Here is a 14,518-nt window from a genome sequence, read left to right on the forward strand (position 1 = left end):
TTTACAAGGGGTAGAAATACACAATGGATATCAAAGCAGGGTTCGTCGGAACAATTGGCAACACACCCCTGATTCGGTTAGAAAGTTTCAGTGAACAAACCGGTTGCGAAATCTTGGGGAAAGCGGAGTTCCTCAATCCTGGTGGTTCCGTCAAAGACCGAGCAGCGCTGTACATTATCAAAGAGGCTGAAGAAAAAGGCTTACTCAAGCCTGGGGGAACGGTGGTTGAAGGTACAGCCGGGAATACTGGCATTGGTCTGGCTCATATTTGTAATGCCAGAGGCTATAAGTGCTTGATTATTATTCCAGATACTCAATCCCAAGAGAAAATGGATGCCCTTAGAACATTGGGTGCTGAAGTTCGCCCTGTTCCGGCTGTACCCTATTCAGACCCCAATAATTACGTTAGGCTTTCTGGAACTGTGGCATCCGAGATGGAAAATGCCATCTGGGCCAATCAATTTGATAATTTAGCCAATCGGCAAGCACACTACGAAACCACAGGGCCAGAAATTTGGCAGCAAACCGATGGCAAAATTGATGCCTGGGTGACGGCTACCGGGACTGGTGGGACTTATGCAGGTGTTGCCATGTACTTGAAAGATCAAAACCCCAACGTTAAAACGGTTGTTGCCGACCCGATGGGTAGTGGGTTGTACAGCTATGTTAAAACGGGCGAACCGAAGACGGAAGGGAATTCGATTACGGAGGGGATTGGTAGCAGTCGTATCACGTCAAATATGCAAGGTGCACCGGCTGATGATGCGATTCGAGTCGATGACCATGAGTGTGTTCGAGTTGTGTATCAATTGCTCGAAAAAGACGGACTTTTTTTGGGGGGTTCTTCAGGTATCAATGTGGGAGCTGCCGTAGCCCTTGCTAAACAAATGGGACCTGGTCATACGATTGTTACGATCCTTTGTGATGGTGGGGCGCGTTACCAGTCTCGGCTATTTAATCGCGAATGGTTGGCGTCGAAAGGATTGTTACCGGATTAAAACGAGTAGCTCTCCCGTACTGGGTGGGGAAAATCTTGATCTTGCGGATTGTTTTCCCTACTCTGGAACTCACATTCCCCCTTGATCCAGCTTTTAAAGATATCAAGTTGCCTGATCAATCCAAGATCGGGAGAGCTGATTTGTATATTAAAACGTTATTATTGGGTAGTAAAGTACATCAAAATTTACAATTATTTTTATGCTCTAAGTCAGTCTAAAAATAATTGCAAACTAAGTTGAGTTACTGAGTGGGTAATCATAGTTCAGAATCTTCAAGACAGGTACTGATCTGCCAAGGTCGTACCTGCCGTAAGCAAGGTGCTGCCAAAGTACTAGCCGCTTTTCAACACTCGCCAGTGACGGGTATCACAGTAATAGGTAGTGGTTGTCTGGGACAATGCGGCAACGGGCCAATGGTACTGATAACGCCTGATCAACTTTGGTACAGTTCCGTCCACCCCAAAGAAGTACCCGTGGTGGTTGAGCGGCACCTCCAAGGAGGCCATCCTGTTGTGTCTATGCTCTACCCTAAGTATCATTCGCCTGGGAAACAGTCTTGAGGATACTAGAAGGGAAGTTATCCTATCGACACAACTTTATCGGGTGCAAAAGCAAGAAAAAACGAGGTCAGGGTTAGACTCTGCTAAACCCCTGAGGTAGTCGGCTGAGTATAAATTCTTGTGATGTCCACTAAGCTATCACTCATCATCGTTACGCTTTATGCAATATTTGGACAAGAGTGACACCCGTCTGAAGTTAGCGTTACAGGCCACGAAGAGTGGGATGTGGGAGTGGAATCTCCTGACGGGTCAAGTTACTTGGTCTGAGAATTTTGAAGCCCTATGGGGTTTAGCCCCAGGTACGTTAAAGGGGACTTATAAAAGCTTACTTAAGCAGATTTGTGTACAAGATCGTCGGTTTGTTAGGAGAGTACTCACCCGCGCCATCCGAAAAAAAACGAATTACAGGATTGAATTTTCCATCAACTGCCCGGACGGCAGTAGGCGTTGGTTAAGAAGCGAAGGAGAAGTATATAGTGACGGGCATCCTATTAAGGTTTCTGGACTGTGTCAGGACATTACCTCAGACAAGCAGGCAGAGGGAGTAGAGCGTCAGCCGCAAGCTGATCAACCGGAAAACCAGGAAATCGAAACTTCGCTGAATACTTGTGAACAACGACTCAACCACATTCTTAATTCCTTGGAAGATGTGGCCTGGTCAGCGACCCTGGATCGCTTTGAGTTGATTTATCTTAATCCCGCCGCTGAGTCTATCTATGGGCGTCCCAGTCACGAGTTTTTTCAGAACATCAGCCTTTGGTTAGAAATTATTCATCCAGAAGACCGTCCTCACGTCTGGACTCAACGACAGAAAGTTCTGGAACTCGGCGGTGGAGATATGGAATATCGCATTGTCCGCCCTAGTGGCGAAATCCGCTGGTTGCGCGATCGCCTGCAAGTGATTTATGATCGCGCAGGCCAACCCACTCGCTTGGATGGTGTCGCTACAGATATCACCCGTCAAGAACGAGTGATTGCCGCCCTACAACAGACCAATGAGGCTCTGGAAGTCCGACTCAAAGAACGAACGGCGGCTCTAGAACCGATTCTAGAACAGCTCCACTCTCTCAGCGCCAATTCACCCCATCTCTCGTCAGGCAGTATGCCCCACAATCCGGAAAATGGAGAGATGGAGTACGTCACTGTTGCCCGTAACCTCGCGCTGACCAAGCAAGCCGAAGCCGTGATAGAACGAAGTAAAGCCAAATGGCGATCGCTGATTCAATACTCTTGTGACCTGATTACTGTTGTCTCTGCCAGTGGTACCATCCTGTACAACAGCCCTGCCCTGGAACGTATCCTGGGTTACTCCCCCGAAGAATTAGTGGGGCAGCATGGCTTGAGGTACATTGCCCCCGAAGATGTCGCCGCCTTAAAGGTGGCCTGGAAGCAATTGCGGATTGCGGCTCATGGCTCCACATTATCACCGACCACCTTCCGTGCTTTGCGTAAAGACGGCTCTTGGTGCAGGTTAGAAGTCACGGCGACCAATCTTTTAGCGGATGAGGCGGTAGAAGGCATTGCCGTCAGCGCTCGTGATGTAACAGAACGCTTCCGACTTCAGGAGTTACGACAGCCCAGTGAAGCGCATTTCCGAGCTATCTTTGAAAATGCAGCCCTAGGAATTGCGCTGAGTGACCCCTCTGGAGAGATTATTGCCAGCAATCAAGCCTTACACCAAATGTTCGGTTACAGCGAACAGGAACTGCGGCAGGTCACGATTACTCATCCCGATGATACAGCCGCTGATTTTACCCTCTACCAGGAACTCCTTGCCGGTTCTATCCCCTCCTACCAGATGGAGAAGCGCTACTTCCACAAACAAGGTTACTTGGTTTGGGGACGCCTGAGTGTTTCTCTGGTTCGCGATCCATCCGGGAGTTTATTGTTTGTGGTGAGTATGGTCGAAGACATCACCGCCGCCAAACGCACAGAAGCGGCACTCCTACACATTAGCAAAGCCGTTGAAAATGCCAGTGATGCGATCGCCATTGCTGACACGCTCTTGGTTCGGTTTAACTACCTCAATCCTGCCTTTTATCAAATGTTCGGCTATACACTGGAGCAGCTCAATGAGGCTGGGGGATTTACCATGCTGTTTCCAGATGCCAAGATTATGCCCGACGTGTTGGCAAGCGCAGTGAGTGGCCAATCCTGGCAGGGCGAAGTCGAAATGGTGTCTCGTAACCATTCCAGAAGGCAAATTGCCTTGCGAATCGATGCCATTAAAGATGTCACCGGTGAGGTAGTCGGCACGATCGCCATTCATACGGATATTACAGAACGCAAGCAGGCAGAAGCGGCACTCCGGCGTTCTTACGAACGTGCTGAATTACTTAAACAAATCACCAGCGAGATTCGCTCCTCCCTTGATCCGCAGCACATCTTCCAAACCACCGTGACGCAACTGGGAGAAGCCTTGTTGGTGAATCGCTGCATGATTTTTCTCTATCAATCTGCACCACAATCCACGTTATCTTTAGTAGCGGAGTATTTAGAAACCGGGTATTCCTCAATCGGGGCGTTTGAAGTTCCGGTGGAGGGTAATGCTCACATCCAGCAAGTGTTAGCCACCGATCGGGCGATCGCCTCGACCAATGTGTACGCTGAACCCCTATTCGCAGACACCCTGCCTCTGTGCCGTGCGATGGATATCCAATCAATGTTGGCAATTCGCACGTCTTATCAAGGTCAACCCAATGGTGTCCTCGGTTTACATCAATGTGATGCCTACCGCTATTGGACGAGTAGTGACATTGAACTGTTAGAAGCCGTCGCCGCTCAAGTCGGCATTGCTCTCGCTCACGCCCGCCTGTTGGAGAAGGAACAATGCACAGCCGCCCAACTTGCTCAACAAAACTTAGATCTGCAAATTTCCAACTCGCGAGCCAATACTAAAGCCGCAGAATTAGAACAAGCGCTACAAAATTTGCAGGAAACTCAAGCTCAGTTGGTACAGACTGAAAAAATGTCCAGCTTAGGGCAATTGTTGGCAGGTGTAGCTCACGAAATTAACAATCCTGTCAGCTTCATTACCGTCAATATCAACTATGCATGTGACTATATTCAAGATTTGCTGAGAATCGTGCATCTTTACCAAGATTACTATCCTCAACCCTTTGAAGAAATTAAATATGAACTTCAAGAAATTGACCTAGATTTTATTATCAAAGACCTACCCAAATTACTGAATTCAATGAAAGTGGGTGCTGAGCGCATTAACCAAATCGTCCTATCGCTGCGAAACTTCTCCAGGCAGGATGAAGATGAAATGAGTTCGGTCGATATTCATGAAGGGATTGATCACACTCTCATGATTTTGCGGCATCGCTTAAAAGCCAAGGGAGGAAGTCCAGAAATTGAGGTCAGTAAAAACTATGGAAAGCTGCCACAGGTGGTGTGTTATGCAGGGCAGTTGAACCAAGTATTTATGAATTTGATTAGCAACGCGATAGACGCGATCGTGTCCCGTTTTGCTCACGATCACGATGCGCTGGTGATTCACACAGGTGGTGAGGGGGAGATCGAAAGAATTTCCCCACCTAACTATGAAACAACACCGAAAATCAAGATTTGCACCGAGACAAGAGATAACCATTGGGTGATCATTCGCATCAAGGATAATGGCCCAGGCATGACGGAAGAGGTTAAACAAAAGCTGTTTAACCCCTTTTTTACCACGAAACCAGCGGGCAAAGGTACGGGTTTAGGGTTGTCGATTAGCTACCAAATTGTCGTTGAAAAACACGGTGGACACTTACAGTGCATTTCGGTACCGGGGCAGGGCACTGAGTTTATGATTGAGCTTCCCATCCACCATTCCTAATTGGGGATTTTAAATTATGTTGGTGTGGCGTTCGTGAGCATCCCAGCTATCCCTCAAGCTGGATAATCATGGGTTAAGAACGGAACATCCACGATTTCACCCTCTACATCTGCAATTTGCACGTTTAATCCCTTGCCACCGGCTTTAGTGCGGATATAAGCTAAACCAAACAACCCTTGATCCGTTTCTGTCAAACTGGTTAGCTTACCGACTTTTTCTTCTCCTACCATGACAACTGTTCCCGGTTCAACCGGGGCTTTCAGGCGGACGCCCCAGAGTTGTTGCTTGACGCCTTTATAAGTATTTAATCGGGCAATTGTTTCCTGACCAATGTAGCAACCTTTATCAAAAGAAATGGTCTGCCATAAACCCACTTCGAGCGGATTATAATCTTCGGTGAGTTCGCGATCGGGCACGGGACGCCCTTGCTGAATTCGCAGTTGTTCCCAGATGCGATCGCCCATCGGCATCCCTCCCGCTTCTGTCAGCACCTGCCAGAGTCTCGCGGCATGACTTGCAGAAACGATCAGCGTATATCCAGGTAATGCCAAGCCATTGCCCACTGCCACACGTACTTTAAGTCCATTAAGCATGAGTTCTTGGTGACTCGCATAGGCATCCTCGATCAGGACTTCATCACTTAATTGTTGCAACAAGGCTTCACTCCCTGGCCCAAGTAAGCTGAAGGTGGCACTCTCGTGGGACACATCCTTTAATTCCACCTGATCCATCGGAAAAATATACCGATCCAACCACTCGATTAGTTGCTGACGCCGATTGGGAGAGACGAGGAGGAACACGGAATCCTCTGTAACATAAGCCGTTGCCAAGTCAATCGTGCGGGCGGTAGAGGTGACAAAAACCGTATCACAGCCCTGTCCTGGTTTGAGTTTTTGGAAGTCATTCGTACTTTGGTTGTGTAAGTAGCGCAGTCTGTCATCACCGGAGATTTTCAGCAATCCCCAATGAGATAAGTCCACCAAGGCAACACCTTGGCGTGCGGCTTGAATCGCGGTTGTATCGTTACCGAAACTCACGGGAATCGTGACATCAGCAACTGACTCAAACGTCGCCCCAGCCTTTTGCTGAACATCATATAATTCTTGAATCATGTTCTTCCTGCTTTTCGCCTCCATTAGCCATCTTCTTATGGAAGCGCATCGCTAAGCCAAAAGCTATGCCAGGGGTAAGCTGGCAAAAAGTTGTGCCACCAAACGTTGTGCCTTTGTGTCTAGATATTGCCAATCCACCTCACCGGCTTCATCAATTAGGTTGGTATCAATCTCCACTTCCTGGCTTTCGAGTTCAGTGTGTGTTGCTGTGTAGTCGAGAAAACAGACTTGATAACAAAGCTCCCAAATATTGACACACACTTCCTTGCCATTGCCTTCTAGACACATCTCATAGCCTGGGATTGGAGCCTGAACATCCCTGTAAGTTGCTTTCCAAGTTGTACTTTCTAGCTGTTTGCGAATCTGATCGATGATGCGGATTAAAGCCGGTTGCATAACCAGTTCAGCCTGGTGCCACGCGACCATATTTTTAAATTTGGGTTTCATAAATCAATTGGACTGTGCACAGAAGAAGACATAACACAGTTTAAAGTAACTTACAGACCGATTCTGGGCTGTTTTTGATTACCTGTATGCCCTCATTCTTGATAATGATAATTAATCTAAGGGGGAGGGATTTCGGACTCTGAAAAAAGAGTTCCGTTTTTGGTGGAATTTTCTTGGCAAATCATAGTCGTTATGAGTACACTGTAGAAAGTAAATTCATAACGACTACAAGTTAATATCACACAGGAGCAAAATAAATGCTGAAGAACCGCGAAGGGGAAAGAGTGCCTAATGTCACATTCAGAACCCGCAATGATAGCCAATGGGTTGATGTCACAAGCGATGAGCTGTTTAAGGGTAAGACTGTAGTTGTCTTTTCTCTACCTGGAGCGTTTACGCCTACTTGTTCATCCACCCATGTACCAGGCTACAACGAGTTGGCGAAGACATTTAAAGAAAACGGTGTTGATGACATTATCTGTGTGTCAGTCAACGACGCCTTTGTGATGAATGAGTGGAAGAAAACGCAAGAGGCAGACAACATCACCTTCATTCCCGATGGTAACGGTGAATTCAGCGAACAAATGGGAATGCTCGTTGACAAAGAAAATCTGGGTTTTGGGAAGCGGTCATGGCGCTATTCTATGTTAGTGACCGATGGCGTGATCAAAAAGATGTTTATTGAGCCGGAAGTTGAGGGCGATCCGTTTGAGGTGTCTGACGCCGAAACAATGCTCAACTACATCAACCCAGATGCCGCTAAGCCCAAGTGTGTTTCACTATTTACTAAAGTGGGCTGTCCGTTCTGCGCCCGTGCGAAGCAGGCTCTCAAGGATCGGGGAATTGATTATGAAGAAATCGTTGTGGGCAAAGATGCCACCATGCGCTCTTTACGTGCCGCTACTGGTGCAACAACGGTTCCACAAGTATTTATTGACGGAAAACTCATTGGCGGTTCTGAAGCCCTTGAGCAATACTTAAGCGCTTAAGTCGGTTGAGGTGAAAGATGAGATCTCCGACTTTTATAAGAAGTCGGGGATCTGATACCAAGTGGCTTTTTTATGTCACATTCCACACCCCCTAGCCCTCCTGATCAAAGGGGGAGCGATTAGAGAATAGGTGTCAAGATTAAACCCAATGGGTATGAACCGTTAGCACTCCAGAAGTCTCCTCTACCGCCAAACCTGTTGGCTGTAGTTATGCCAAGTCAGCAAGGTTTGTCCATCTGGGGTGAAGGCGAAGTTAGAACTAGCCTCAATGGTGCGGATTTTTTTCGGCAATCGCCAATTCCATAACTGAAGCCCCTTCGCATCATGCATGGCTAGTGTGCGTCCATACCCTGCCTTTCACCTATTTCTGATAAAGTTCTAGCGGTAAGTTATCGGGGTCTTTAAAGAAGGTATATTTCTTCCCTGTAATCTCATCAACCCTAATCTCTTCCACTTCTATACCCTTGGCTTGCAGTTGCTCTACTGATGCATGGATATCGTTAACTTCAAAAGCCAAGTGCCGCAATCCGCAGGCTTCAGGGGTACTGCTTCTTTGAGGGGGGTTGGGGAAGGAAAACAATTCGATGCGATCGCCTTTGGCGCTGCGCTCCGCGCAATCGCTTTCACCGACTTGGAGATCGAGTTTGTAAGACTGTCGTTCTTTTCTATAGGTTTCTTCGATAATCGGAAATCCTAAAATATCAACATAGAAGTGTTTGGATTTTTCGTAGTCTGAGCAAATTATGGCTACATGATGGATTCGCATCGTTGTTTTTCATCAGCTACAGTGCAATTTAATGGTAGTGATAGCCAATCCGTTTCGATAACCCCCTTATTCCTCAAAGCAGGGGCGATCGCACTTGCTGATGGATGGATGCGATCGCCTTGGGAGGGAATTAATTTTCAGCAGAAAGCAGCTCCTCAATGGCTTGAGCCAGATGAGCGAAACCATCTTCTAAGTTAATGTCTCGTACCAAGCCAGAGTCCGCTAATTCTATCGCTCGATCATCAGTTCCTCTGCCATCCAAGGCATCTGCTATTTTATCTGCCGTTCTACCACTACCGGCAATGACGATTACCAATCGCCCTGCAATGACACTTTGAAAAGCATCTTTGAATGTAACTTCCCCACCGTTAAGCAGCACGGTAACAGAGGGTGAACCATTCGCGAGTACTGTAGCAACGTGAACAATCCAAGGTGATTCATCTCCCCACTCGTTCCCAGGAATCAAGACAAAATGGGTATGGTGAGGCTCTAAGGGTGTGGAATCTTCAAAAGAGGTAAGCTGATTGGGAAGCGCGACTTTTCCCTCTGGAGCAACACCAATGAGGGGAAACGTCCCTGCGATTTGGCTACGTGCCATACCCATCAATTGCATAACACCCGCATCCGTACCCCCATCCACCACATAAGCGCCTAACTTTTCAGCAATAGGGGCTAACACTTTGATAAACAACTGTTGGATGCGTAAGAATTCAGCTTCACTAATCTGACTTGCACCTCCCACAACGACTAAAATGGGACGCGACGGCTGAAGCCCCATTTGATTGAGTGCAACGGATAACTCTGTGGGCACAGAGGGTCGAATGGCAGGGGCTTCACGTCCATTCGAGAAGGTAAGTCTGAAGGGTTTTTCCATCGCAGTAGTTTTATGATGCGAATTGAGGTGGGTGAAAACATTGTTGCAGAGATGCTAGGCTCTGCGGAGTCCATTGATGATAAAAAGCGTGTTTTGTCATCCTCCTTTTTACAGGGAGGAGAGAATTTCTCCGGGAAGAATCAGAGTAATTGTCATTACTTTCTATGAACATCAATTCATTAATGGTAGGGGGAACCTCCTCACTAAAGCTCCGGTCGTGGTTGCCCCGTCAGGGTTTGGGGGCTTTTTCCGGAGACACTGCCCCTACGAAAAATTGTCGTTTCGGCGATTACTGAATCGGTGTTCTAGGTTGTGAAGGGCAGATGAGAGTGCGATCGCGCCTTTTCCAAGAATTAGCACAACAGTATTGTGTCGTAAACTAAAAAAACAACATCTGACGCGAAAAAAAGATGATACGGAGTAGTCATATCATGTCCGTCTAATTACCCATAATAAAAACTCTCCGCGTCCCCATGTCTCCGTGTCCCCGCGTCAATCCTAACGATGGGTGTTTAACCGGACATGATATCAGTGCGCCACGGAACGAGTGCAAAATCTCAGGTGTGAGTATTGGGAGAAGGTGAAAAACATCAATCCAGAAAACCTAGTTTTTGTGGATGAGATGGGTGTTTTATTGGGGTTAAGACGAACACATGGACGCTCGTCAGTCGGCTTAGGAGAATTTTAGAGCAGTGGTGCGTTGAACGCCCAACGCAACCACTATCGTCTCCGTTTTACTCTGACAAATTACGGCAAGTCGGGTTAACGGTTCTTACACTGCATAATTGCTCGCTCACACTCAACTTTTGATGCCTACTTACAAGTGTTGACTGCGGCGAATTTCTGTGATTTGGTCAGCGACATCGAGAATCGCTTTGGGCATTTGTGGCCCCGTTAAAATAATATCAACGTGACTGGGGCGTTTTTTGAGAAACGCTAGCACCTCATCTTGGGGAATTAAGCCAAAGTTGATGGCTAAGCTAAGTTCATCAAGCACAACTAACGAGTATTTTCCTGCCAATACTACGCTCTGAGTGTACTGCCATAACTCCATCAAAGCGCGATGCTCTGACTCGTCTAACTCCGGTGTGTCAATGTAGCGGGGAAGATCGCAACGAATCCAATCGAGATGCTGCCCTAAACGCACAGGGTGCTCATACCCTTGCCCAATTCCGCCTTTGAGGAACTGAACCACCAGAACAGGAGTACCTTGACCCGCAATTCTTAGGGCTTGGGCGATAACATTGGTAAAAAAGCTGCGGTGGGAGGTGGTAAACACTTGTACCAGTCCCTCAATGTGGTAGGGAAGGGGACAAGGTGAATCAATTTTGGTCGCTTCTAACTGGGAAACCATAGTCAACACTTAAGGGGCAACGAACCTCTAAAGTTCATCAGAGCGTAGTTAAAGAGCCGATGCCGTGAGCAAGATGTAGTGTATTTTTAGGGTAGACTACCTAGTCAAACACCAAATCTGTGAGTCCGTCAAGATTCCAATTGTAGCGCTTTCATGGGTCTGGGATTGATGGGACAATGGTTTTCGTGAGCTTGAATACACGCCCCCCTGGAGACGTTGTGCAAAATGAATTATCTCTAAAATTTCTAATCGTAGTGAAGTAGGAGCATTTTATTGTGAGACTGGTGATTCTGGGAGGCCCAGGAGCAGGAAAGGGAACACAGGCTCGAAAGTTGTGCCGCCAACTGGCTATCTCTGAGATTTCCACCAGTGATATTTTGCGACAGGCGATCGCATCCCAAAGTGAATTGGGGCGTCAGGCACAAGTGTATGTGGACAAAGGAGAACTCGTCCCTGATCCCATCCTGATTGAATTTATGCGAAATCGTCTGTTACAAGACGACGCTAAGGGTAAAGGCTGGTTGTTAGAAGGCTATCCCCGCACGGCTTTTCAGGCAGAGGAGTTGGATTTTTTACTGGATGATTTAGAGCAGCAGTTAGACTGGGCGATTTACATAGAGGTGCCCCAATCCGTGATGATGGATCGCTGCCTTGGGCGAACCCACAGCTTCCAAGGCAATCCCAAAGGCAATAACTTCGTCAAAGATTCGCGCCCAGACGATCAGCCTGAAATCATACAGCGTCGCCTCAATTTATTCTATGAACGAACTATTCCCATCCTAGAATACTATGGGTATCGCAAGCGGCTGTTGACCATCAACGGAGACCAATTGCCAGAGCAGGTAGAGCAGGATATTTTGCAAAAACTCCAAATTTAAAGGCTAGGAAAGGGGGCTGATTAATTTAAGGATGAATGTTAGCCGCTAACAACTTACAGGTTAAAAATTTGTAGATTAAAAGACTGCTTTGAATCCCTCAACCTTTAACCTTCAACCTTCAACTTTCAACCTTTCCAAACCTCAACACCAACCGGAGAAGAAACATGCCTTGGCAGCGTCCTGACAATCGGCAACCCGACGAGTTACGTCCCATTAGCTTTGAGCGAGACTTTACTCGCTTTGCCCTCAGTTCCGTCTTAACCAAGTGCGGAAACACTCAGGTACTGTGTAACGTAACCCTACAGGAGGGAGTCCCCAAGTTTTTGGAAGGTACGGGAGGCGGCTGGCTAACGGCTGAGTATAGAATGCTCCCAGGAGCCACCCCCAAGCGTCAAGAACGGGAACTTTTCAAACTATCGGGGCGAACTCAGGAAATTCAGCGATTGATTGGACGCAGTTTACGGGCATGTCTGGATATGAAAGTATTAGGAGAACGTACCCTAATTGTTGATGCAGATGTTCTCCAGGCTGATGCAGGTACCCGTACAACCTCGATCACTGGTGGATATGTTGCCCTAGCCGACGCCTTGGATAAGTTACTCAAAAAAGGAGTATTGGAGCGATCGCCTCTGAGTAATCAAGTGGCAGCCGTTTCTGTAGGACTCTTGGAGGGAGAACCATTTTTGGACCTCAACTACCTTGAAGATGTCGCGGCTGAAGTAGACTTCAATGTCGTGATGAACGACAAGCTGGGTATTATTGAGGCACAAGGGACAGCCGAATCCGGTACCTTTAGTCGCCATCAACTCAATCAACTTCTAGACTTTGCAGAAAAGGGCATTAAAGAACTGCTCATAGCTCAGAATCAATCCTTACTCTAGTACACCCAGGCGGAAATAATCCACCTGCTGAAAAAAGTTACTTTACAAGCTTTCTTGCCTCCTGCCTCCTGCCTCCTGCCTTCTTACTCTAGTTACTTAGTTACTGCCCTCAAGGATTCAAAGTGGGGCTTCTACCTTGATAAATTTATGATGAATAGTCTTCCCCAGACAGTAAAAACGGCTTTTAATACAGCTTACTTAAAAGTCATTGCTGTCATTCTTGTAATTGCCCTCATTGGCTTTCCTACTGTTCATCATTATGGAATTTCTGCCGATGAGGGAACAGAAATAGCAATGGTGAGGAGGAACTTAGAACTCATCACGAAAGGTACGCCAATTCCTGGTGATTTAAAGTATTTTGGCCCCGTCTTTAATGTCACCTCAGAGATAGCTTTTCAAATTCAACAGTTTTTGGTTAAAGGATTTTCCTATAATCCCCTTGACTATGGAAAAGAGCTTGATAGTGAGCAGTCAAGGCTCAAAGCTTTAGCTGATCGAGCCAGATTCAAGCATTATATGACGTTTTTAGTATCCCTAATTACCTATGGTGCAGTAGCCGGATTAGTGGGAATTTTATGTGGTGCAGAGTATGCTTGGTTTGGCGCATTAACATTAGTGTTTTTTCCCCTATTTTGGGGTCATAGCTTCTTTAATCCTAAAGACCCTCCTTTTGCCGCCTTGTTTACGCTGACTACTCTTGCGGGAACTTACTTAATTAATGTTTATCTAACGAGTCCGAACCCACTCAGAGTAGGGAAAAATAGAGTCACTTTATACACGGTTTTATATGGCACCTTAATCGGTCTGCTCTCTGGGATACGAATTGGGGGATTTCTAGTTTTATTCTTTATTTTAGCCACCTATTTAATCCTCCAAATTAGCAAAGGATTCAATCGGAGAGCAATTCTAAATTTTGGTGGTTTTTACTTACTGTTATGTATAACTTGGTTTGTTGTTAATACAATCTGCTATCCTGCCTTTTGGTCGAATCCCATTGGTGGCTTTTTAGAAACAATTGGCTATTTATCTCAACATCGGCTACAAATCCAAGTCTTATTTGATGGTAAATTTATTCCCATTCAGCATCTTCCATGGAATTACTTGCCGACCTGGCTCTTTATGTCCATCCCCTTAATTTTTCAAGTGGGATTTTGGGTCGGAGTCAGTTTAATTATCACTCGATACACCCAGTTATCAAATCTTCAAAAAGCTTGCTTCTTATTAATCTTATTCCAAATTTTATTCATGCCGTTAGTTGCCATTGTTAAGCACTCCCCCATGTATGATGGAATGCGGCATTTTTTATTTACATTGCCCGGAATTGCCGTGATTTCTGCAACGGCTTTTATTTGGATTTATCAAAAGCTATCTCAGCCGAGTTTTAAGATTATGGCGGCTACATTTATCGCCGTCGTTTATGCTGCGATCGCATTTGATATGGTAGCTCTACATCCGTACCAATATATCTATGTGAATCGCCTATCAGGTGGGTTGGAAAAAGTTCGCGATCGCTACGATACTGAATACTGGGGGTTGAGTTTACGTGAAGGTATGGAGTGGATTAACGAAAATGCTAAACCTGGATCCACTGTGTTAGTGGGTGGTTTCATCTATTCTGCTCAATTATTTGCTAATCCAAGTATGAAGGTGATGGGCTACAACGAATCGACGGCAGCAGAAATACCCAAACCCTTTTATTATTTAGCGTGGCCTCGGTGGGATGCTCAAAGTAAGTTACCAGAGTGTCCAATCGTTCATCAGGTGACACGCCTAAGCGTACCTTTATCCATTATTAAACGCTGTCAATAAGTTCAATTTCACTAAATTTATTAC

Annotated in this window: 13 protein-coding genes; 7 read left to right on the top strand and 6 right to left on the bottom strand. The window is 46.4% G+C overall.

What is annotated here, in order from left to right:
- Window positions 1-23 precede the first annotated feature (23 nt).
- The 3 genes from MIC7113_RS22100 (at window position 24) to MIC7113_RS33720 (ending at window position 5,384) form a co-directional block, all read left to right on the top strand.
- The gene (locus tag MIC7113_RS22100; RefSeq protein ID WP_015184410.1) at window positions 24-998 is read left to right on the top strand and encodes a cysteine synthase A; all 975 of its coding nucleotides are present in this window, start codon (window positions 24-26) and stop codon (window positions 996-998) included.
- Window positions 999-1,246: 248 nt separating this feature from the next.
- Window positions 1,247-1,558, top strand: a complete 312-nt coding sequence (locus tag MIC7113_RS34965) for a (2Fe-2S) ferredoxin domain-containing protein (RefSeq protein ID WP_015184412.1) — start codon at window positions 1,247-1,249, stop codon at window positions 1,556-1,558.
- 160 nt (window positions 1,559-1,718) lie between these two features.
- Complete coding sequence (locus MIC7113_RS33720) at window positions 1,719-5,384, top strand: PAS domain S-box protein (RefSeq protein WP_015184413.1); 3,666 nt, start codon at window positions 1,719-1,721, stop codon at window positions 5,382-5,384.
- A gap of 53 nt (window positions 5,385-5,437) precedes the next feature.
- Here MIC7113_RS33720 and ygfZ read toward each other — a convergent pair whose 3' ends face one another.
- Both ygfZ and MIC7113_RS22120 read right to left on the bottom strand, forming a co-directional pair.
- Window positions 5,438-6,496: a CAF17-like 4Fe-4S cluster assembly/insertion protein YgfZ gene (ygfZ, locus tag MIC7113_RS22115; RefSeq protein WP_015184414.1), complete on the bottom strand. Its 1,059-nt coding sequence runs from the start codon at window positions 6,494-6,496 to the stop codon at window positions 5,438-5,440.
- A 63-nt stretch (window positions 6,497-6,559) separates the two neighbouring features.
- Window positions 6,560-6,943, bottom strand: coding sequence for a hypothetical protein (locus tag MIC7113_RS22120; protein ID WP_015184415.1), 384 nt, complete (start codon window positions 6,941-6,943; stop codon window positions 6,560-6,562).
- A 257-nt stretch (window positions 6,944-7,200) separates the two neighbouring features.
- Between MIC7113_RS22120 and MIC7113_RS22125 the strand changes: the two genes are divergently transcribed.
- Complete coding sequence (locus tag MIC7113_RS22125) at window positions 7,201-7,932, top strand: glutathione peroxidase (RefSeq protein WP_015184416.1); 732 nt, start codon at window positions 7,201-7,203, stop codon at window positions 7,930-7,932.
- Window positions 7,933-8,115: 183 nt separating this feature from the next.
- Here MIC7113_RS22125 and MIC7113_RS36750 read toward each other — a convergent pair whose 3' ends face one another.
- The 4 genes from MIC7113_RS36750 to MIC7113_RS22140 all read right to left on the bottom strand — a co-directional run bounded on the left by MIC7113_RS36750 (window position 8,116) and on the right by MIC7113_RS22140 (window position 10,926).
- Window positions 8,116-8,262, bottom strand: coding sequence for a hypothetical protein (locus MIC7113_RS36750; protein ID WP_015184417.1), 147 nt, complete (start codon window positions 8,260-8,262; stop codon window positions 8,116-8,118).
- Window positions 8,263-8,293: 31 nt separating this feature from the next.
- Entirely contained in the window at window positions 8,294-8,698 is a 405-nt protein-coding gene (gene gloA2 / locus MIC7113_RS22130; protein ID WP_015184418.1) for an SMU1112c/YaeR family gloxylase I-like metalloprotein, read from the bottom strand.
- A gap of 130 nt (window positions 8,699-8,828) precedes the next feature.
- Window positions 8,829-9,572 carry a hypothetical protein gene (locus MIC7113_RS22135; RefSeq protein ID WP_015184419.1) on the bottom strand — a complete coding sequence of 248 codons (744 nt, stop codon included), beginning with the start codon at window positions 9,570-9,572 and terminating at the stop codon, window positions 8,829-8,831.
- An 817-nt stretch (window positions 9,573-10,389) separates the two neighbouring features.
- Window positions 10,390-10,926: a P-loop NTPase family protein gene (locus tag MIC7113_RS22140; protein ID WP_015184421.1), complete on the bottom strand. Its 537-nt coding sequence runs from the start codon at window positions 10,924-10,926 to the stop codon at window positions 10,390-10,392.
- A gap of 275 nt (window positions 10,927-11,201) precedes the next feature.
- On the opposite strand from MIC7113_RS22140, the gene MIC7113_RS22145 reads away from it, so the two are divergent.
- The 3 genes from MIC7113_RS22145 to MIC7113_RS22155 all read left to right on the top strand — a co-directional run bounded on the left by MIC7113_RS22145 (window position 11,202) and on the right by MIC7113_RS22155 (window position 14,494).
- Complete coding sequence (locus MIC7113_RS22145) at window positions 11,202-11,804, top strand: adenylate kinase family protein (protein ID WP_015184422.1); 603 nt, start codon at window positions 11,202-11,204, stop codon at window positions 11,802-11,804.
- A gap of 164 nt (window positions 11,805-11,968) precedes the next feature.
- The gene (gene rph / locus MIC7113_RS22150) at window positions 11,969-12,685 is read left to right on the top strand and encodes a ribonuclease PH (protein WP_015184423.1); all 717 of its coding nucleotides are present in this window, start codon (window positions 11,969-11,971) and stop codon (window positions 12,683-12,685) included.
- 147 nt (window positions 12,686-12,832) lie between these two features.
- A complete protein-coding gene (locus MIC7113_RS22155; protein WP_015184424.1) occupies window positions 12,833-14,494 on the top strand; it encodes a hypothetical protein in 1,662 nt (553 codons plus the stop codon).
- Window positions 14,495-14,518: the final 24 nt, after the last annotated feature.

The sequence above is a fragment of the Allocoleopsis franciscana PCC 7113 genome, from assembly GCF_000317515.1.
Classification (GTDB): domain Bacteria; phylum Cyanobacteriota; class Cyanobacteriia; order Cyanobacteriales; family Coleofasciculaceae; genus Allocoleopsis; species Allocoleopsis franciscana.